The sequence below is a fragment of the Streptomyces sp. NBC_01433 genome (genome assembly GCF_026340105.1).
GTDB lineage: Bacteria > Actinomycetota > Actinomycetes > Streptomycetales > Streptomycetaceae > Streptomyces.
Window position 1 is genome coordinate 1,758,076 of the sequence record NZ_JAPEPM010000001.1, and the last position, 17,853, is coordinate 1,775,928.

A 17,853-nucleotide genomic window follows, 5' to 3' on the forward strand; every position below is an offset into this window, starting at 1 on the left:
CACACGCCGGAGGGGCTTGAGGAGCGGGACCGCGGCCGTCAGGCGTCGACGGCCTCGCGCCATTCCCGTACCGCTGCCGCGTCCACCGGGTGCGACCAGCCTCGCGGGCGGGCGGCGCCGCCGATGTGGACCGCGTCGATGCCCGCAGCGAGCAGGCGCGGCAGGTGGTGGAGGTGGAGGCCGCCGCCGACCAGGATCTGCGGCTCGTAGCCCGGCTCGCGTGTGCGGGCCGCCTCGGCGAGGAGCGTCGGGATGCCCTCGTCGACCCCGCCGGCCGAGCCCGCGGTGAGGTACGTGTCGAGGCCGGGCAGGTCCGCGAGCTGCTTGCGCAGGGCGTCGCGGTCCGCGGCCCGGTCGATGGCACGGTGGAAGGTCCACCGACAGCCTTCCAGCTCCGCGAGAATCCGCTCGACGGTCACGAGGTCGGGGTAACCGTCCTCGTCCAGGAAGCCGAAGACGAACTCGTCGGCGCCCTCCGCCCGCATCTCCCGCGCCTTCTCCAGCAGGAGGTCGATGTCACCGGCGGCGAATCCGTCGACCACCCTGAGCATCACGCGCAGGGGAATGTCCACGGCGGACCGGATCGCCGCGAAGGTCTCCCGGGACGGGGTCAGGCCGTCGGCCGCCATATCGGTGACCAGTTCGAGGCGGTCTGCACCACCCGCCTGTGCGGCGACCGCGTCCTCAGCGTCGAGGGCGATCACCTCCAGGACTGCACGGTTGCTCATGGATCCCCATTCCTCCAGATAACGGCTATAGGTCTAGTCCAATAGTCAGCCTACGGGTCAGCCACCTGAAGGCGCAGCTCTCCATGTGAACGCGTGATCGCGAAGATACGCGAGTGCACACCGCGGACGGGTGAGGGCACCTCCCCGGAACCACTTGCCTTTTACACCCCTCAGGGGTATACATGAGGCAACAGTAGATACCCCCTAGGGGTATCCAGGACCACGCCAGGGAGGAACCCGTGTCCGCGCACCCCGCCGCACCCGCAGCCAGCAACGCGGCCCGTACCACCGGCGCCGCAGCAGCAGAGGTCGAGCTCGCCATCGGTGGCATGACCTGCGCCTCCTGCGCGGCCCGCATCGAGAAGAAGCTGAACCGGATGGACGGCGTCGAGGCCACCGTCAACTACGCCACCGAGAAGGCCAAGGTCAGCTACCGGGGCGCGGACATCTCCGTACAGGATCTGATCGCCACCGTCGAAGCCACCGGGTACACCGCGCAGGAGCCCGCCCCTGCCGCACGGGCCGACGACGCCGGTTCCGGCTCCGGCTCCGGCTCCGGCTCCGGGGGAAGCGCCGAGGACGACGCGCTGCGGCCCCTGCGGCAGCGGCTCCTCACCTCCGTACTGCTCGCCGTGCCGGTCATCGCGATGGCGATGATCCCGGCCTTCCAGTTCGACTACTGGCAGTGGCTCTCGCTTACTCTCACCGCGCCCGTCGTCACGTACGCCGCCTGGCCGTTCCACCGTGCCGCCTGGACCAACGCCAAGCATGGCGCGGCCACGATGGACACCCTGATCTCGGTCGGCACCTCGGGCGCGTTCCTGTGGTCGCTCTGGGCCCTGTTCTTCGGCACTGCGGGCATGGTCGGCATGACCCACCCGTTCGAGCTGACCATCGGCCGCACCGACGGCGCCGGGAACATCTATCTCGAAGTCGCCGCCGGGGTCACCACGTTCATCCTGGCCGGGCGCTACTTCGAGGCCCGCTCCAAGCGGAAGGCGGGCGCCGCGCTCAAGGCACTCCTGGAACTGGGCGCCAAGGAGGTCACCGTTCTGCGCGAAGGCCGCGAGGTGACCGTACCGACCGCCGACCTCCAGGCCGGTGACCGTTTCCTGGTCCGCCCCGGCGAGAAGATCGCCACCGACGGCATCGTGGTCGAAGGTGCCTCGGCCGTCGACGCCTCCATGCTCACCGGCGAGTCCGTCCCCGTGGAGGTCGGTGTCGGCGACTCCGTCACCGGAGCCACGCTCAACGCGGGCGGCCGGCTCGTCGTGGAAGCGACCCGGGTCGGCGCCGACACCCAGCTGGCCCGGATGGCGAAGCTGGTCGAGGACGCCCAGAACGGCAAGGCCGCGGCCCAGCGCCTCGCCGACCGGATCTCCGCCGTCTTCGTCCCCATCGTGATCGCCCTCGCGCTCGGCACCCTCGGCTTCTGGCTCGGCAACGGGGCGGGACTCACCGCCGCGTTCACCGCCGCCGTCGCCGTACTGATCATCGCCTGCCCCTGCGCCCTCGGACTCGCCACCCCCACCGCCCTCATGGTCGGCACCGGACGCGGCGCCCAGCTCGGCATCCTCATCAAGGGCCCCGAAGTCCTGGAAACCACCCGCCGCGTCGACACGATCGTGCTCGACAAGACCGGCACCGTCACCACCGGCAAGATGACCCTCCTCGCCGTCCACACCGCCGAAGGCACCACCGAAGCCGACGTCCTGCGCCTCGCCGGAGCCCTGGAACACGCCTCCGAACACCCCATCGCCCAGGCCGTCGCCGCCGGAGCCACCGCCGAAGTCGGCGAACTCCCCACCCCCGAGGACTTCGCCAACGTCCCCGGCCTCGGAGTCCAGGGCATCGTCGAGGGCCACGCGGTGCTGGTGGGCCGCGAGAAGCTCCTGGCGCAGTGGGAGATCCACCTCACCGTGGAGCTGGAGCGCCTGAAGTTGCAGGCGGAGGCCGCGGGCCGTACGGCGATCGCGGTCGCCTGGGACGGCGAGGCGCGGGCGGTCCTGGAGGTGGCGGACGCGGTGAAGGACACCAGCGCGGAAGCCATCGTGCGGCTGAGGGCCCTCGGCCTCACCCCGATCCTGCTCACCGGTGACAACCGGGCGGTGGCGGAGTCGGTCGCCGCCGAGGTCGGCATCGACGAGGTGTTCGCGGAGGTCATGCCGGAGGACAAGGTCGACGTCGTCAAGCGCCTCCAGGCGGAGGGCCGTTCGGTCGCGATGGTCGGTGACGGCGTCAACGACGCGGCCGCCCTCGCCCAGGCCGACCTGGGCCTGGCCATGGGGACCGGGACGGACGCCGCGATCGAGGCCGGTGACCTGACACTGGTACGAGGCGACCTGAGGGCCGCCGCCGACGCCATCCGGCTGTCGCGCAAGACGCTCGGCACCATCCGGACGAACCTGTTCTGGGCCTTCGCCTACAACGTCGGCGCGCTGCCGCTGGCCGCGGCCGGACTGCTCAACCCGATGATCGCGGGGGCCGCGATGGCCTTCTCCTCGGTCTTCGTGGTCGGCAACTCGCTGCGACTGCGCGGGTTCAAGGCGGGGTCGTAAAAGGCGAGGTCGTAAAAGGCGAGGTCGTAAGAGGCGGGGTCGTAGAAAGCGGGGTCGTAGAAAGCGGGGCGACGCGACGAGAAGGCCCCTATCCGCCCACGACGAACCGGACCCGCGTTCCCGGCACGGCCTGCGCCGCCGCCGGGAGCGCGGGTTCCGGCACGACCCCGACGACCGGGTAACCCCCGGTCGTCGGATGGTCGTTGAGGAACACCACGGGTCGCCCGTCCGGCGGCACCTGAACCGCCCCGAGCACCAGGCCCTCGCTGGGCAGCTCCTCCTCGCGGGCCCGCTCCAGGGCCGGGCCCTCGGTGCGCAGGCCGATGCGGTTGCTGTGCGGCGAGACCCGGTACGCGGCGGTGGTGAGCGTACGCAGCGCGGCGTCGGTGAACCACGTGTGGCGGGGGCCGAGGCTCACCGGGAGCACCAGTTCGGTGGGCGCGGCGGGCCAGGGCACGGCGTCGGGGAGCGGTGGGCCGTACGCCGCCGGGGCGCCGAGCGGGAGTACGTCGCCGTCGCGCAGGGGCGGGGGCCCGAGCCCCGAGAGCAGGTCGGCCGAGCGGCTGCCCAGCACCGGTTCCGGCACGAGGCCACCGGCGAACGCCAGATAACCGCGCAGGCCGGACGCCGCGGGCCCCACGTCGAGGACCGCACCCGCCGGTACGCGTACGGGGGCGCCCCAGGCCACCGGCCGGCCGTCCACCGTCACCCGGCACACCGCACCGCCGACGACGGCCACCACGGTCCGGGTCGGGCGGACCGCGCAGCCGGTGACCGTGGTCTCCAGGACGGCCGCGCCGGGCGGGTTGCCGGCCAGCCGGTTGGCCAGTCGGGCGGCGGGCGCGTCCAGGGCCCCGGCCCGGCCCACCCCGAGGTGCGCCCAGCCGGTCCGCCCCTCGTCCTGCACGGTGGTCAGGGCACCGGCCCGGATCACATCGAGTACGTGGGTCATCGACGCGCCTCCCCCGCAACGCCCGCGGTCCGATCCGCCGTCCCGTTCTCCACCACGGTGTCCCCCGGCCCCGGCCCCGTCCCCGCCGCGACGAACCTCACGCGCGCGCCCGGTCCCAGGAGCGCCGCCGGTTCGCGGGCCGGGTCCCACAGGGCGTCCGGGTCCGGCATCCGGCCGATGAGCTGCCAGCCGCCGGGCGAGGGGCGCGGATAGACCCCGGTGTAGGGCCCGGCGAGGGCCAACGCCCCGGCCGGGACCCTGGTGCGCGGGGTCGTACGCCGGGGCATGTGCAGCCGCTCGGGCAGCCCGGTGAGGTAGCCGAAGCCCGGCGCGAAGCCGCAGAAGGCCACCCGGAATTCGGTACGGGAGTGGATGCGGGCGACATCGTCGTCGGCGACGCCCCAGGCCGCGGCGACCTCGGCGAGGTCCGGGCCGTCGTAGACGACGGGGATCTCCACGGCCGCGCCCGTGTCGCGGCGCAGCGGCGGTATCCGCCAGGAGGCGAGGTCGCGGGCGAACCGGGCCATGGCGTCGGGGTCGTGGCCGTGGCCCGGTTCCGCGATGCCGTCGAGGAGGACCGTACGGGCGCCGGGGACGATCTCGCGGACGGCGGGGAGTTCACCGCGGGCGCGGCGGCGGAGCAGTTCGGCGTGGAATGCCTCGGCGTGTTCGCCGCAGGACAGTTCGACCAGGAGCGCCTGCCGCCCGGCGGGGAGCACCTGTACCCGGCCCTCGCGGCCCCCGTAGCGGCCCCCGTCGCGGCCCCTGACTTCACCGAAAGCCGCAGGTGCCGCAGGTGCCCCAGGCACCCCGCACGCCCCGCTCACATGAACGCCCGCACCGAGACGCCCGCCTCTTCCAGCGCGGCCCGCACCCGGCGCGCGAGTGCCGCGGCGCCCGGGGTGTCGCCGTGGACGCACAGCGAGCGCGCCGCGACCGGTATCCGGCTGCCGTCCGCGGCGGTCACCGTCCGCTCGACGGCCATCCCGACGCTGCGGCGTACGACCTCGTCCGCGTCGTGCACCACCGCGCCCGGCTCGCCGCGCGGGACCAGGGTGCCCCGCGCGGTGTACGCCCGGTCGGCGAAGGCTTCCTGAACGGCGGGCAGGCCCGCGGCCTCGGCGTGGGCGAGCAGCCGGGAGCCGGGCAGCCCGAGGACACCGAGGCCGCCGGGGCCGCCGCCCGCGAGCCGGACGCCCTCGATGACGGCGGCGGCCTGATCGTCGTCCCACACGGCGCGGTTGTAGAGGGCGCCGTGCGGTTTGACGTACGAGACCGAGGAACCGGCCGCCTCCGCGAAGACCCGCAGGGCACCGATCTGGTACGCGATCTCGGCGGTCAGCTCGGCGGCGGGCACGTCCATCGAGCGTCGCCCGAAACCGGCCAGGTCCCGGTACGAGACCTGGGCCCCGATACGTACGCCGCCGGCCGCCGCCGCGTCGCAGACCCGCCGCATCACGGAGGCGTCGCCCGCATGGAAGCCGCAGGCCACATTGGCGCTGGTGACACACGCGAGGAGCGCGTCGTCGTCGGTGAGGGTCCAGTGCCCGAAGCCTTCACCGAGATCCGCGTTGAGATCCATCATCACGGGCGCACGCTAGCGATTGTTCAACAATCTGACAAGGCCCGGTCCGGGGAACGGGACGCCCGTACGGTTCACTGGGCGTGCACAGCACGCACACGCACCACACACGGCACAGCGGACACGGCGACGAGCAGGGGCGGGCATGGCAGGCGCGACGTCAGGGACCGGAGCAGGGGCAGGGGCCGGAGCAGCGGGGCGGACCGGGAATCCCGATCTCTCCGAACTGGCGGCCGACAGCGCCTCCCTGTCCCGCTCCGGCACCGCCGAACGCGTCGCCGTCATCCTGCGCGACCGGATCTCGCAAGGCTACTTCCCGCCCGGCAGCCGGCTCTCCGAGGAGTCCATCGCCGGTGCGCTCGCCGTGTCCAGGAACACCCTGCGCGAGGCGTTCCGGCTGCTTTCCCACGAGCGCCTCCTGGAACACCGCCTGAACAAGGGCGTCTTCGTCCGCATCCTGGCCGTCGACGATCTGGTGGACATCTACCGCGTACGCCTGCTGGTCGAGTGCGCGGCCCTGCGGGCGCTGGGCGAGCCGCCGTACGACGTGACGGACGTCGAAGCCGCAGTGGCCACCGGCGAAAAGGCCGCCCTGGCGGACGACTGGGCCGCCTGCTCGACCGCGAACATCCGCTTCCACCAGGCCCTGGCCGGGCTGGCCGGCAGCGCGCGCACCGACGAACTGATGCGCAACGTCCTGGCCGAACTGCGGCTGGCGTTCCATGTGATGGCCGACCCGCGCCGCTTCCACGAGCCCTACCTGACCCGCAACAGGGAGATCACGGACCGGCTCGCCGAGGGCGACGCGGCGGGCGCCGAACGACTGCTGGCCTTCTACCTGGAGGACTCCCGGCGCCAGCTCGCGGAGGCGTACGCGGAACGGCTCACGGGTCAGCACAACGGCTGAGGGCTGCCCCGTAGGCCGCATAGGCCGCGACCGCGAAGTTCCGTCCGGCCCACGCCACCGGCCTCCCCCACCCCTCACCCCGCCCCGTCACCCCTTCACTCCGCCCGCACGTACCACCCACCCGGGCGGATCTTGAGCGCGCCCCCGCTTTCCGATCCACGCACCCCGCACTCTTGTGGGCTTGTTCAACAATCGCCTAACGTCTCCGCGATACCTCGTCTGATCAGGACCCTGCGAGCCCCCGTGCCCGCATGTCCATACGCGGAAGAAGGCCGACGCGTGATCGTTCTCCTCGGCGTGCTCGTGGTGATCCTCGGATTCGCCACCCGCCGCAATCCCCTCCTCGTGGTGGGTGTCGCAGGCATCGTCACGGGCCTGCTCGGCAAGCTCTCCCCGCAGGAGGTGCTGACCACCTTCGGCGAGAGCTTCGCCTCCTCGCGCTCGGTGACCGTCTTCGTCATCACGCTCCCCGTGATCGGGCTGCTGGAGCGCTACGGACTCCAGGAGCAGGCCCGCACGCTGATCGGCAGACTCGGCAAACTGACCACCGGCCGCTTCCTGACCCTGTACCTGCTGATCCGTCAGCTCACCGCCTCCGTCGGCCTCACCAGCATCGGCGGGCCCGCCCAGAGCGTGCGCCCGCTGATCGCCCCGATGGCCGAGGCCGCCGCCGAGGCGAAGGCGGGCGGCCCGCTGCCGGAGAAGCTGCGCGAGAAGGTCCGCTCGCACGCCTCCGCGGCGGACACCATCGGCGTCTTCTTCGGTGAGGACTGCTTCATCGCCATCGGCTCGATCCTCCTGATCACGGGGTTCGTCAACTCGACCTACAACCAGCACCTCGAACCCCTGCACCTGGCGCTGTGGGCCATCCCGTCCGCGATATGCGCCTTCCTGATCCACGGCGGACGGCTGCTCAACCTGGACCGTCAGCTGGAGCGCGAACTGGCCGTCGCCGCAGCCGAGAACGAGTCGTCGGCGCACGCCGCCCGCCGGACGGAGGACTCCAAGTGATCAAGTCCGAGTACTTCTTCTGGCTCGTCGGCGCGGTGTTCCTCGTCATGGCCTCGCAGATGGCCATGGACCGCACCAACCCCAAGCGCTTCGGCTCGGCCGGATTCTGGGGCCTGCTGGGTGCCGCGTTCTTCTACTCCACCGGAGTCGTCGACGACTTCCTGCCCGCCGAACCCCTCGGCGTCGCCGTGCTGATCCTGATCGTGCTGGGCGGCTTCGGCCTCACCGGCAAGGGCGAGTCGCGCACCCCCTCGCGCGAGAAACGCGCCGCGACGGCCGCCCGCTTCGGCAACAAGCTGTTCCTCCCGGCCCTCACCATCCCCGTCGTCGCGATGATCTGCGCGACGCTCGTGAAGAACTGGAGGATCGACGGCGAACCGGTCCTGGAACCGGGGTACGAGACCATCCTCGGCCTGGGCGTCGGCGCCATCGCCGCCCTGATCGTCGGCATGGTGGTGCTCCGCGAGCGCAGCATCGCCGTACCCCTGCACTCCGGCCGCAGCATGCTCGAATCGATGGGCTGGGCACTGCTCCTGCCGCAGCTCCTCGCCGTCCTCGGTTCGATCTTCCAGTCCGCGGGCGTCGGCGAGCAGGTCCGCAGGATCAGTGAGGCGGTGCTGCCCGAGGGACAGCAGCTGGTGGCCGTGGTGGTCTACTGCGGCGGCATGGCCCTGTTCACCATCGTCATGGGCAACGCGTTCGCGGCCTTCCCGGTGATGACGGCGGCCATCGGCTGGCCGGTCCTGATCGAGCAGATGAACGGCAACGCGCCCGCCGTCCTCGCGATCGGCATGCTCTGCGGCTTCTGCGGCACCCTCGTCACCCCCATGGCCGCCAACTTCAACCTGGTCCCCGCGGCCCTCCTCGAACTCAAGGACCAGTACGGCCCGATCAAGGCGCAGCTCCCCACGGCCGCCGCGCTGCTGGTCTGCAACATCGCGATCATGGCGCTGTTCGCCTTCTGAGCCACCGAACCGCCGGGCCACTGAGCCAATGGTGTCGGGGCGGCTGTTCGCGTCCTGACCCGAGCCGCCGAACATTCGCCCCGGCACACCCCCGGAACACCCCGGCACCCCCGAACACCCGTACCCTCACCCGCCCGCACCCCCCTGGAGTGATCTCGATGCCCTCCGCGTCCCCCAGCCCGGTCCCCGCCCCGTTCCCCGCCCCGTACGCCGTCCCGTTCGCCGAACTCGCCCTCGCCAACGTCGTACGCGAATACCCCAACGCCCCGGCCCACCTGTACGCGGGCCCCGAGGAACTGGTCGAGCCGCGCACCCTGCATCCCGCGTTCTACGGGGGTTTCGACTGGCACTCCACGGTGCACATGCACTGGCTGCTCGTCCGTCTCCTGCGCCGCTTCTCGTCCCGCGGCGAGCTTCCGGCCACCCTCACCACCCGTATCCACGAGGTCCTGAACACCCACCTCACCCCGCAGAACCTCGCCGTGGAAGCGGACTACCTGCGCGGCCGGCCCCACTTCGAGCGCCCCTACGGGTGGGCGTGGCTCGTGGCACTGGCCGCGGAGTGCCGTGTGCTCGGCACCCCCGACGGCGACCGCTGGGCCGACGCCCTCGCCCCCGCCGTGGCCACGGTCGGCGACCTGCTCACCGGCTGGCTGCCCAGGGCGACGTACCCGATCCGGCACGGGATCCACGGCAACAGCGCGTTCGGGCTGGGCCTGATCCTGGACGCGGGCGAGCGTGCCGGACTGACCGCACCCGTGCTCGACGCGGTGGCGGACCGGATCCGCGACTGGTTCACCGCCGACCACGACGCGCCCACCCACTGGGAGCCCTCCGGCCAGGACTTCCTCTCCCCGGCCCTGACCGAGGCGGACGCGGTGCGCAGGGTGCTGCCCGTCGAGGAGTTCCGCGGCTGGCTGGCCGCGTTCCTGCCGGGCCTGGCCACCTCCTCACTGCTCACCCCGCCCGTGGTCTCCGACCACGCGGACCCCTACATCGGCCATCTGCTGGGCCTCACCCTGAGCCGGGCAGCGGCTCTGCGGACCATCGCCGCGGCGCTGCCCGACGGCCCGGAGCGCACGGCGCTGACCGAGTCCGCCGACGCGCACCTGACGGCGGGCCTCCCCACGGTGTCGTCGGGCGACTTCAGTTCGGACCACTGGCTGGCCACGTTCGCCGCGCTGGCCCTGGACACCGCGCCGGGCCACTGACGGTCGGACTGCCGCTCCACCCGGACCGCGCGGCCGATCCGCGCGGACGGGGGCTCTAGGGTCGGCCCATGACCGACACCACGCCCCCCGGACCTGACGACGACGGCACCCGCACCGCCGCCCTCCGCGACCGCTGGCGGGAGGCCCTAGTCGCCGCCCGGTCCGGGGCGCCGGGCCCCGATCCGCTGCCGTACGCCGACAACCTCCTGGCCCGCTGGGCGGAACCGCAGCGCCGCTACCACACGGCCACCCACCTGGCGGCGGTCCTGGACCGCGTCGACACGCTGGCCGGCCACGCCGACGACCCGGCGGCGGTACGGCTCGCCGCCTGGTTCCACGACGCGGTGTACCGCCCGGACCGCACGGAGAACGAGGAGCGCAGTGCCGCACTCGCCGAGCGCGCGCTGCCCGAGGCGGGCGTCCCGGCGCCCGTCACGGCGGAGGTCGCCCGGCTGGTCCGGCTCACGGTCACCCACGACCCGGCGGACGGCGACCGCAACGGCGAGGTGCTGTGCGACGCGGACCTGGCGATCCTGGCGGGCGGCCCGCAGGAGTACGGGGCGTACGCGGCACAGGTGCGCGAGGAGTACGGATTCGTACCGGACGACGCGTTCCGGGAGGGTCGGGCGGCGGTGCTGCGGCAACTGCTGGAGCTGCCGCGCCTGTTCCGTACGCCGCACGGGGTGACGGAATGGGAGCCGAGGGCGCGGCAGAACCTGACGACGGAGCTGGACCTGCTGTCCTCGACGCGCGCGTCGGAGGAGTAGGAGGACGGGAGGCGCTGCGGCCGGCGTCCACGGAGCAGGACGGCCGGAGGCGGCAGCTCACGTCCACGGAGCAGAACAACCGGAAGACGCGGCAGCTCGCGTCCACGGAGCAGGACGGCCGGGAATGTAACGGGCATGATCCGTGTTGGGGCCTGTCATGCCCGACTCTGCCTCCCGCCGCACCCGTATGCCGCTGGCCGTATACATCCTCGGCCTCTCGGTCTTCGCTCTCGGCACCAGTGAGTTCATGCTGTCCGGGCTGCTGCCGCCCATCGCCGACGACATGAACGTGTCCATTCCCCGCGCCGGACTCCTCATATCCGCCTTCGCGATCGGCATGGTGGTCGGCGCCCCGCTGCTCGCCGTGACCACGCTCCGGCTGCCGCGCAAGACGACGCTGATCACCTTGATCTCGGTCTTCGGCCTCGGCCAGATCGCGGGTGCGCTGGCTCCGACGTACGAGGTGCTCTTCGTCTCCCGGGTGGTCAGCGCGTTCGCGTGCGCGGGCTTCTGGGCGGTCGGGGCGTCGGTGGCCATCGCGATGGTGCCGGTGAACGCGCGGGCGCGGGCGATGGCGGTGATGATCGGCGGGCTGTCGATCGCGAACGTGCTGGGTGTGCCGCTGGGGGCGTTCCTCGGTGAGCACCTGGGCTGGCGGTCGGCGTTCTGGGCGGTGGGTGCGGCGTCCGCCGTGGCGCTGGTCGGGGTCGCGACGCGCATCCCGCACATCCCGCTGCCGGACCGGAAGCCGGAGCTGCGGCAGGAGCTGTCGATCTACCGGGACCGGCAGGTCTGGCTGTCCATCGTGATCACGGCGCTCGCGGCGGGCGGTGTCTTCTGCGCGTTCAGCTATCTCGCGCCGCTGCTGACGGATGTGGCGGGCCTGGACTCGGGCTGGGTGCCGTGGATCCTCGGCCTGTTCGGGATCGGTGCGCTGGTCGGTACGACGATCGGCGGCCGGGTCGCGGACGCGCACCTGTTCGGGGTGCTGCTGGGCGGTGTGACGGCGTCGACGGTGTTCCTGACGGCGCTGGCCCTGTTCGCCTCCAGCCAGATCGCGGTGATCGCGCTGGCCTTCCTGCTGGGCCTGTCGGCGTTCTTCACGGCTCCGGCGCTCAACGCCCGGATGTTCAACGTGGCGGGCGCCGCGCCGACGCTGGCCGGTGCGACGACGACCGCCGCGTTCAACCTGGGCAACACGAGCGGCCCGTGGCTGGGCGGTGCGGTGATCGACGCGGACTTCGGTTTCGAGGCCACGGCCTGGGCGGGCGCGGCGATGACGGTGCTGGCGCTGGCGGCGGTGGTCGTCTCGCTGCGGCTCCAGCGCGGCGGCGGTTCCCCGTCCCGCGAGGTGGCGAAGAGCGTGGTCCCCGCTACCCGGGAGCCGGCCGCCCCTTCGGTCTGCGCAGCCCCGCAGCAGTGAGGCGCCGGACCAGCTCCTTGGAGCCGATCTCCCGCGCTCCGGCCCGCACCGCGTCCCCGTACCGGGCTTCCGGTATGTCGTAGTGGTCCCGCTCGAAGGCGCGCGGGGGGCAGTCGATCGAGGCGGCGAAGACGTGCAGTTCCTCGAAGGACACATCGCTGACCAGGTGCGACCAGAGCCGGCCGTGTCCCGGCCAGTCCGGCGGGTCGATGTAGACCGTCACCGCCGCAGCACCCCGCTCAGCGCCCCCACCGGCGCCACCCTCACGGTCGCCTTGGTGCACACCCAGTGCGGATCGGGCCCCAGCTCCGGCTCGACGTCCAGGGCGTGCGGCCCGTCCTCGCCGACGCACACGGGGCACAGCGGCCACCGCCCGTACCGCTCCAGCAGGGCGTCCTGCACGTCCTGAGCGATCAGCCCGACGACGAACCCCGCCCCCTCGGGCCACTGCTCGACCCACCAGCGCCGGTGCGTCACCGCGTCCTCGACGAGCGAGACGATCTCGGCCTCGGCCACGTCTCCGGCGGCGAGATCGGCCATGACGAGCGCGCGGGCGGTGTGCAGTGCCTGCTCCAGGGGGTTCAGCTCCATACAGCCATTGTCCCCCCACAACGCGGTACGCCCCGCCCTCCGGCCGGTGGAGAGGGGGCGGCGGGCCGCTTCATGGTCGGTACAGGTGGCGTCGTCACCCCATCTCACCCATCCGTACCCGGCTGCCCGTACTCCGCCCGGAAGCCCCCGAGCCGCTCCGCCACCAGCGCGAGCCAGGCGCCGGGTGTGTACGGAACCTGCGGATCGACCTCCATCCCCAGTTCGGCCACGGCGAGCGCGTAGTCGGCCTCATCAAGGCGGAGGGCAAGCAGTTCGTGCAGCTCGCCGACGAGTCGGGCCACGAGCGTACGGTCCACCGTGCTGCCGTAGTCGTCGATGGCCGCATCGTGGTCGGCGAACTCATCGGGCATGTCCTGCGAGAACCAGCTTCCGAGGAACTGGGCGAGCTCGGGGAAGCGGGCGCGCCATTCCCAGTGCGTCTCCGGTGTCGCCAACGGGGGCGGAACCTCGCCTTCCTCGATGCTGTGCTTGATGTGGTCGGCGAGCAGGAAGAACCAGCCCTGGATCCCGGACTCGGGCAGGCCCACATCCGGCACCGAATAGAACTCGCCGAGGCGCAGCCGCAGCCGGCCGGGGGGATTGCGCGCGTACTCCCGGATCTGCTGCTCCGCGACGGACAGGGCCCAGGGCCGGGCATGCCAGGTATGCCGCAGATACGCCTGGAGGGCGCGACTCGGCATCTCCGGGGCATCATCGGCGTTCTCACCGAGGTACGCGCCGGCAACCTGGTCCAACTCGCCGTAACGGCGGTCGAATTCGAGTGGCTTCATGGACACGCGGTCAGCCTCTACAAGTAGATCGGAAAGGTGGTGAGCACAACGAAGCCGTGCGGGCTCGTCGGCTCACGTCTGAGCACCACCCGCGCAGCTCGCACATCGATGGGCTCGCGTCCGGCGAGCGCCATGGCCTGCAACAGCACCCGGCCGACCGGCTCGGCCCGCGACGGCCAGGCGGCCTCGATGGCAAGACGGGGCCGGGTGCCCTGAGCCAGCCAGCGGTGGATGGCCTGTTCATTGGTGGTGACGGCCTGCTGGGTGGCCCAGCGGGCAGTTTCCCGGTCGGGGTAGGTCGCGGAACGGGTGAGCACGGTGTCCTCGGTTCGGTGGGTGGTCAGAGGGCGTCAAAAGACCAGAACATGCCGACCTCGACGTCGGAGACGGCAATCAGACCGGCATCCGCGTCGTACTGGGTGAACGGGTTTACACCAGTGGCCGCCATGACGTAGAAGTCTGGATTCTCGCTCCCCCATCCGGTGTTCGCGTAGAAACGGGTTGCCGCCGGAAAGCGAGAGAGCAGGACTCTGGCCCTCTCCTCCATCTTCGGTCTACGACGGTCGAACTCCCACTCACGCGTGACGTCCAGCCAAGCGCTGGCGAGTGTGACCAGCAGCCTTTCGACCGAGGTTCGCGGGATCTCCTTTACACGCTTCCGCCACAGGTCCACCTCAGCCGCGTTCGCAGGAGGCTGCTGAAAAGGGAAAATCGGGTCCTCCCGTCGCTCGTCCTCACCCTCATGAGGGTCGAGCGACCGCCACCCACGGGGGTCCTGCGCTTTGCCCCGCATGATGGACGCGACGTCGTACCACCACTCTTCATGCTCACGCCGTGCAACGCCCACGAATGTAAAGCGGTAGAACAGCTTGAGTGCGTCCGCCCATGCCACCGCATTGGTTAGTGTAATCGCCCACTCCACTATAAAGGGCCGAAGCGCGCCATGACGATACGCCAACTATTAAGGAAATCCCAATCAAACCATTGCGTGCCCCACGGACGGCGGCCGGAATTTCACCGCGCGTCAAAGGACCAGAAGATACCCACTTCAGCTTCCGACACAGCGATCAAGCCAGCATCCCAGTCGAACTGGCTGAATGGATCAACCTCCCGGACAGGTTGTTCATAAAAATCCGGATCCGCCCCTCTCCATCCGACGTTTGAATAGAATCGGGACCCCGGTGGGAATCTGGAAAGCAGCAGGTCAGCCCGACGCTCCATCCCGGGGCGACGCCGATCGAATTCCCATTCACGCGAGACATTCAACCAGTTCGTAGCAAGAGTCACCAGCAGCGTCCTGACCGAAGATCGAGGAAGCTCGAACGCACGGCCTCGCCAAGCCTCCGCATCCGCATCCGCCAAACCGGAATTAACAGGAGGAGAAAAAGGGAAGGTCGGGTCCTCCATACGCTCGTCTTCACCCTCGGCAGGATCGAGCGAAAGCCACCCCCTGGGGTCCCGCCCCTCTCCACGCATAATGGACCAGACGTCGTACCACCACTCCGCGTGCGAGCGTCGAACGACAGCCACATACGAATAGCGCTCGAAGAGCGCTACCGCATCAGCCCAAGATTGCTCGTCAAGAGCTTCCATAAGCACTCCATCATTCAGGCATCGATGTCACAACAACAAATGGAGGATTGAGATCCGGATCATATTTGAGCCGAGTATTAACCCCCTCAGCGTCCCGAACAGGCATGGGTTGGTGATTCACAACATTCGATATCCTACCTGTTACGACCGACCCAGAAGCTGGCCCCTCTGCCGAAATGGAATCTACATCGAAATCCTTCTGGGGCCTTTCCGGAGGCGGATCCTTCAACCATTCCTGGATCTCCGCAGTATTCGCCCGTATACAGTACTGTGTATACTTTTGAGCCGACTCCAAGTTAATGAAGCTGGATGCTGCAGGGATACTTGGCTTCCCCGCCCCATTGGCCTGGTCCTCCAGACGCAGGAGCAATTGACTGTCAGTCTTTCCCACATGCTTGTCGAACGTGTGCCCGCCAACGAGCTCTTCGTTGGTCGCGAGATCCAGCGAATAAACATAAGGAACCTGGCTCTCGGGTCGCTGCCAACTGTGTTCCTTCTTGAATTCGTTGAGCGACCTGGCACCGTAGCCCTGAGCACGCGCCTGCTCCGACTGGAACGTGGGTGCACTACGCAGCGCGAAATCCAATTCCGGCTTGAGTTTTTTCAGTTCGTCGGCAGCCTCGTGGAACTGACGGTGATGATCCTCGACCACCGCATTCATGCCGGTCTTATCCATATGAGAACGAAAAGTGATGACGATTTCAGCAAATGCCATCGTCGCCGCAAGTCGGGTCAACTCCATCAGGTCGAGGCCGACCGTCAGATCCTTTACCGTCGCGTCAGCCGCCTCCTTGGCATACTTCACCTTCAAGCCACGATTCTTCTCGGCAAGATCGGCCAATGGGTCCAGGATTCTCTGGACAGCGTCCGCCGTCTTCCGTAGCACGTCAATGATGGGGCGGCGCCCGGCGTGGACCGTTCCGCGACTGGTCTTCCAACTACGCCCCTGCGGCGCCCGCTGCCCTTCTTCGTTGCGGGTGCGCCCCCATTCGGTAGTTCCCCAGATCGTCTGGCAGAACGCTCTCATCGCCCCCTGCCACTCGCTGTTCCCCTGAGGGTCGGTGAGGTATGCAATGGCATCGGTCAGCTCCTCGGCGGACTTCGCCGCGTCCTTGGCGATCTCCCGCCACGCGACCGCCATTCCTCGGAGTTCATCGTCCCTGGCACCCGGGGTGATCTCATGGACCTTACCGAGGCGGAGGCCATGCTCGATCGCCGGACGGATGACGTCCGCGAGGAAGTCTGGGATCTCGCCGAGAATCCCCGATATCTGCCAGGAATCGGCGTCCTCACCCGTACCCGTCCACTCGATTTCGTTGACCGGACCGTAGGGCAGGATCTTATTGATGACCACAGGCTCGGGCCGCTTCACCGGCGGAGCGCCCTTCCGCCCACGAGCCTCCCAGTCCGCCTGGGCGTAGTTGTTCGCGGTGACGGTCAGACCCACCGCCGCACCTCCGATACTCACCACTCCCCTTCCCCAGACCTCAAGGAATTTTCCCGCCACCGCCATGTACTCGGCGGCAAAAGCTTCGGCACCCGACCCGGCCCCTGCCGACTGGCTGTACTTGTTCAGGGCGTCGACCAGCTTCACACCGCGCCGATCGTGGGCATCCTGTCCGTCCCGCACCAGCTCCGAGGCGTGGTAGACGTGTGGGGGCCGAATGTCGAAGCCCCCTCCCTGTGAGGGCGGTGGAGGCGGCGGGCCTGCCATCAGGCAGCCCCCCAGCCGCGCAGCACGGCCTGGTGAGCTGACGCGTAGTTGATATGGCCGGCGACCACCACCTCTTGAAGCCAGGCCTGGGCCGCCTCCAGGTCCTGCGCCGAGTGATCCCACTTGTCGAGTTCATCGACAAACGCCTGGCGCGCCTCGCCCTCCCACGTCAGGACCACCTGCTCCACCCGGGGGTAGAGCAGGTCCAGCTTCTCGTTGAGTTTCTTGAGTATGTCCTCAAGATCAGCGGAGAGGTTTCGCAAAGTCGCAAAATCGACGGCTATGGAATCGTCGTCCGATGGCATGTGTCCCCCGATGTCACAGGTCGTTGATACGGCTGCGCGGCGTCACTCCGGTTTGCACCCCGCCGTTCTGGTTCGGCGTGGAGAGCGCGTTCGCCTCTGCGGCCACGTCGACGGCGTTCTGCATCCGCCGGAATTGGCCCATGATCTCCAGCTCCTGCTCCGTGAAGCCGTTCCGACTCAGACGCACGGCCTGTTCCAGGATCTTCATGACGCCCCTGATCCGCACAGCGTCTTCCGCGGCTCCCCTATGGAGCGCCCTGTATGCCTTGGCTGCGGGGCCACGCCAGCCCGCCTCGATCACATCGACGATCTCGTCCATGCGTTTTACCTGTTTGGTCAGGTATTCCTGCATTTCGTCGAGATCGTCAGCCAGGTCGATCAATCGGTGATCGACCACCCGGAGGAACTGCCCGTCCATCGGATTCCCCCCATCCGTCAGCCCATTAAGGCCCATTCACCACGGGCCGTGCGACCAAATTAACAACTCACACCCGGGCGCATCCCGCCAGGTCCCGCACATTTCGCCACGTACATTCCCGACACCGCCCGCTGCCGAAAAGAATCGGCCCGGATTCATCTGAAATCGCGCCACCCACGCGCCCGCCCCAGCCGCCCGACCGGGCCGACGGGGCCGACCGGGCCGACCGGGCCGACGACCGACAGGACCGCCGCCCGCCCCGACCCCGTGCCCAAGGTCCCTCCAGAGGTAGGGACCAAAGGGGGGTTGACGGACCGCAGGGCTGAAAATATCTTTC

General features: G+C 69.8%; 20 protein-coding genes. 7 read left to right on the forward strand and 13 right to left on the reverse strand.

The genetic code is table 11. The annotated features are described in order from the left end of the window. Window positions 1-38: 38 nt before the first annotated feature. Window positions 39-728 (reverse strand): copper homeostasis protein CutC, encoded by a 690-nt coding sequence (locus tag OG413_RS07830; RefSeq protein ID WP_266803791.1) that lies wholly within the window; start codon window positions 726-728, stop codon window positions 39-41. 320 nt (window positions 729-1,048) lie between these two features. Between OG413_RS07830 and OG413_RS07835 the strand changes: the two genes are divergently transcribed. Then, complete coding sequence (locus tag OG413_RS07835; protein ID WP_266809970.1) at window positions 1,049-3,286, forward strand: cation-translocating P-type ATPase; 2,238 nt, start codon at window positions 1,049-1,051, stop codon at window positions 3,284-3,286. Between the two features lie 88 nt (window positions 3,287-3,374). On the opposite strand, the gene OG413_RS07840 is transcribed toward OG413_RS07835, so the two are convergent. From OG413_RS07840 to pxpA, 3 genes are all read right to left on the reverse strand, one after another. After that, on the reverse strand, window positions 3,375-4,238 hold the full coding sequence (locus OG413_RS07840; protein WP_266803792.1) for a biotin-dependent carboxyltransferase family protein: 864 nt from the start codon (window positions 4,236-4,238) through the stop codon (window positions 3,375-3,377). Then, window positions 4,235-4,957: an allophanate hydrolase subunit 1 gene (locus OG413_RS07845; RefSeq protein ID WP_266809972.1), complete on the reverse strand. Its 723-nt coding sequence runs from the start codon at window positions 4,955-4,957 to the stop codon at window positions 4,235-4,237. Before OG413_RS07845 ends, OG413_RS07840 begins: the two co-directional genes overlap by 4 nt. A 104-nt stretch (window positions 4,958-5,061) precedes the next feature. Then, window positions 5,062-5,820, reverse strand: a complete 759-nt coding sequence (pxpA, locus tag OG413_RS07850; RefSeq protein WP_266809973.1) for a LamB/YcsF family protein — start codon at window positions 5,818-5,820, stop codon at window positions 5,062-5,064. 145 nt (window positions 5,821-5,965) lie between these two features. Here pxpA and OG413_RS07855 point away from each other — a divergent pair, with 145 nt between their 5' ends. The 6 genes from OG413_RS07855 to OG413_RS07880 all read left to right on the forward strand — a co-directional run bounded on the left by OG413_RS07855 (window position 5,966) and on the right by OG413_RS07880 (window position 12,104). Next, a complete protein-coding gene (locus tag OG413_RS07855) occupies window positions 5,966-6,727 on the forward strand; it encodes a GntR family transcriptional regulator (protein WP_266803794.1) in 762 nt (253 codons plus the stop codon). Window positions 6,728-7,006: 279 nt separating this feature from the next. Then, entirely contained in the window at window positions 7,007-7,738 is a 732-nt protein-coding gene (locus OG413_RS07860; RefSeq protein ID WP_266803796.1) for a DUF969 domain-containing protein, read from the forward strand. Then, window positions 7,735-8,703, forward strand: a complete 969-nt coding sequence (locus OG413_RS07865) for a DUF979 domain-containing protein (RefSeq protein ID WP_266803798.1) — start codon at window positions 7,735-7,737, stop codon at window positions 8,701-8,703. Before OG413_RS07860 ends, OG413_RS07865 begins: the two co-directional genes overlap by 4 nt. 158 nt (window positions 8,704-8,861) lie before the next feature. Beyond that, window positions 8,862-9,914, forward strand: a complete 1,053-nt coding sequence (locus OG413_RS07870) for a DUF2891 domain-containing protein (RefSeq protein ID WP_266803800.1) — start codon at window positions 8,862-8,864, stop codon at window positions 9,912-9,914. A 68-nt stretch (window positions 9,915-9,982) separates the two neighbouring features. Next, on the forward strand, window positions 9,983-10,681 hold the full coding sequence (locus OG413_RS07875) for a hypothetical protein (protein ID WP_266803802.1): 699 nt from the start codon (window positions 9,983-9,985) through the stop codon (window positions 10,679-10,681). Between the two features lie 187 nt (window positions 10,682-10,868). Beyond that, window positions 10,869-12,104: a Cmx/CmrA family chloramphenicol efflux MFS transporter gene (locus OG413_RS07880; RefSeq protein ID WP_266809974.1), complete on the forward strand. Its 1,236-nt coding sequence runs from the start codon at window positions 10,869-10,871 to the stop codon at window positions 12,102-12,104. Here the strand turns inward: OG413_RS07880 and OG413_RS07885 are convergent. The 9 genes from OG413_RS07885 to OG413_RS07925 all read right to left on the reverse strand — a co-directional run bounded on the left by OG413_RS07885 (window position 12,055) and on the right by OG413_RS07925 (window position 17,516). Continuing rightward, a complete protein-coding gene (locus tag OG413_RS07885; RefSeq protein ID WP_266803804.1) occupies window positions 12,055-12,327 on the reverse strand; it encodes a DUF4031 domain-containing protein in 273 nt (90 codons plus the stop codon). The genes OG413_RS07880 and OG413_RS07885 overlap by 50 nt on opposite strands. Then, window positions 12,324-12,695 carry a hypothetical protein gene (locus tag OG413_RS07890; RefSeq protein ID WP_266803806.1) on the reverse strand — a complete coding sequence of 124 codons (372 nt, stop codon included), beginning with the start codon at window positions 12,693-12,695 and terminating at the stop codon, window positions 12,324-12,326. Before OG413_RS07890 ends, OG413_RS07885 begins: the two co-directional genes overlap by 4 nt. A 104-nt stretch (window positions 12,696-12,799) precedes the next feature. Next, window positions 12,800-13,492 carry a contact-dependent growth inhibition system immunity protein gene (locus OG413_RS07895; RefSeq protein WP_266803807.1) on the reverse strand — a complete coding sequence of 231 codons (693 nt, stop codon included), beginning with the start codon at window positions 13,490-13,492 and terminating at the stop codon, window positions 12,800-12,802. 11 nt (window positions 13,493-13,503) lie between these two features. Beyond that, complete coding sequence (locus tag OG413_RS07900) at window positions 13,504-13,803, reverse strand: RNase A-like domain-containing protein (protein WP_266803809.1); 300 nt, start codon at window positions 13,801-13,803, stop codon at window positions 13,504-13,506. 23 nt (window positions 13,804-13,826) lie between these two features. Further along, window positions 13,827-14,378, reverse strand: a complete 552-nt coding sequence (locus OG413_RS07905) for a hypothetical protein (protein ID WP_266803811.1) — start codon at window positions 14,376-14,378, stop codon at window positions 13,827-13,829. Window positions 14,379-14,500: 122 nt separating this feature from the next. Beyond that, a complete protein-coding gene (locus OG413_RS07910) occupies window positions 14,501-15,079 on the reverse strand; it encodes a hypothetical protein (RefSeq protein ID WP_266803812.1) in 579 nt (192 codons plus the stop codon). A gap of 10 nt (window positions 15,080-15,089) precedes the next feature. Beyond that, the gene (locus tag OG413_RS07915) at window positions 15,090-16,673 is read right to left on the reverse strand and encodes an RNase A-like domain-containing protein (protein WP_266803814.1); all 1,584 of its coding nucleotides are present in this window, start codon (window positions 16,671-16,673) and stop codon (window positions 15,090-15,092) included. Window positions 16,674-16,792: 119 nt separating this feature from the next. After that, window positions 16,793-17,098, reverse strand: a complete 306-nt coding sequence (locus OG413_RS07920) for a WXG100 family type VII secretion target (RefSeq protein ID WP_266803816.1) — start codon at window positions 17,096-17,098, stop codon at window positions 16,793-16,795. 13 nt (window positions 17,099-17,111) lie between these two features. After that, window positions 17,112-17,516 (reverse strand): WXG100 family type VII secretion target, encoded by a 405-nt coding sequence (locus tag OG413_RS07925; RefSeq protein ID WP_266803818.1) that lies wholly within the window; start codon window positions 17,514-17,516, stop codon window positions 17,112-17,114. Between the last annotated feature and the right edge of the window lie 337 nt (window positions 17,517-17,853).

Coding starts and splice junctions, on each gene's coding strand:
- OG413_RS07830 (WP_266803791.1), bottom strand. CDS start 728: ATGAGCAACCGTGCAGTCCTGGAGGTGATCGCCCTCGACGCTGAGGAC.
- OG413_RS07840 (WP_266803792.1), bottom strand. CDS start 4,238: ATGACCCACGTACTCGATGTGATCCGGGCCGGTGCCCTGACCACCGTG.
- pxpA (WP_266809973.1), bottom strand. CDS start 5,820: ATGGATCTCAACGCGGATCTCGGTGAAGGCTTCGGGCACTGGACCCTC.
- OG413_RS07855 (WP_266803794.1), top strand. CDS start 5,966: ATGGCAGGCGCGACGTCAGGGACCGGAGCAGGGGCAGGGGCCGGAGCA.
- OG413_RS07870 (WP_266803800.1), top strand. CDS start 8,862: ATGCCCTCCGCGTCCCCCAGCCCGGTCCCCGCCCCGTTCCCCGCCCCG.
- OG413_RS07875 (WP_266803802.1), top strand. CDS start 9,983: ATGACCGACACCACGCCCCCCGGACCTGACGACGACGGCACCCGCACC.
- OG413_RS07880 (WP_266809974.1), top strand. CDS start 10,869: ATGCCGCTGGCCGTATACATCCTCGGCCTCTCGGTCTTCGCTCTCGGC.
- OG413_RS07890 (WP_266803806.1), bottom strand. CDS start 12,695: ATGGAGCTGAACCCCCTGGAGCAGGCACTGCACACCGCCCGCGCGCTC.
- OG413_RS07910 (WP_266803812.1), bottom strand. CDS start 15,079: ATGGAAGCTCTTGACGAGCAATCTTGGGCTGATGCGGTAGCGCTCTTC.
- OG413_RS07920 (WP_266803816.1), bottom strand. CDS start 17,098: ATGCCATCGGACGACGATTCCATAGCCGTCGATTTTGCGACTTTGCGA.
- OG413_RS07925 (WP_266803818.1), bottom strand. CDS start 17,516: ATGGACGGGCAGTTCCTCCGGGTGGTCGATCACCGATTGATCGACCTG.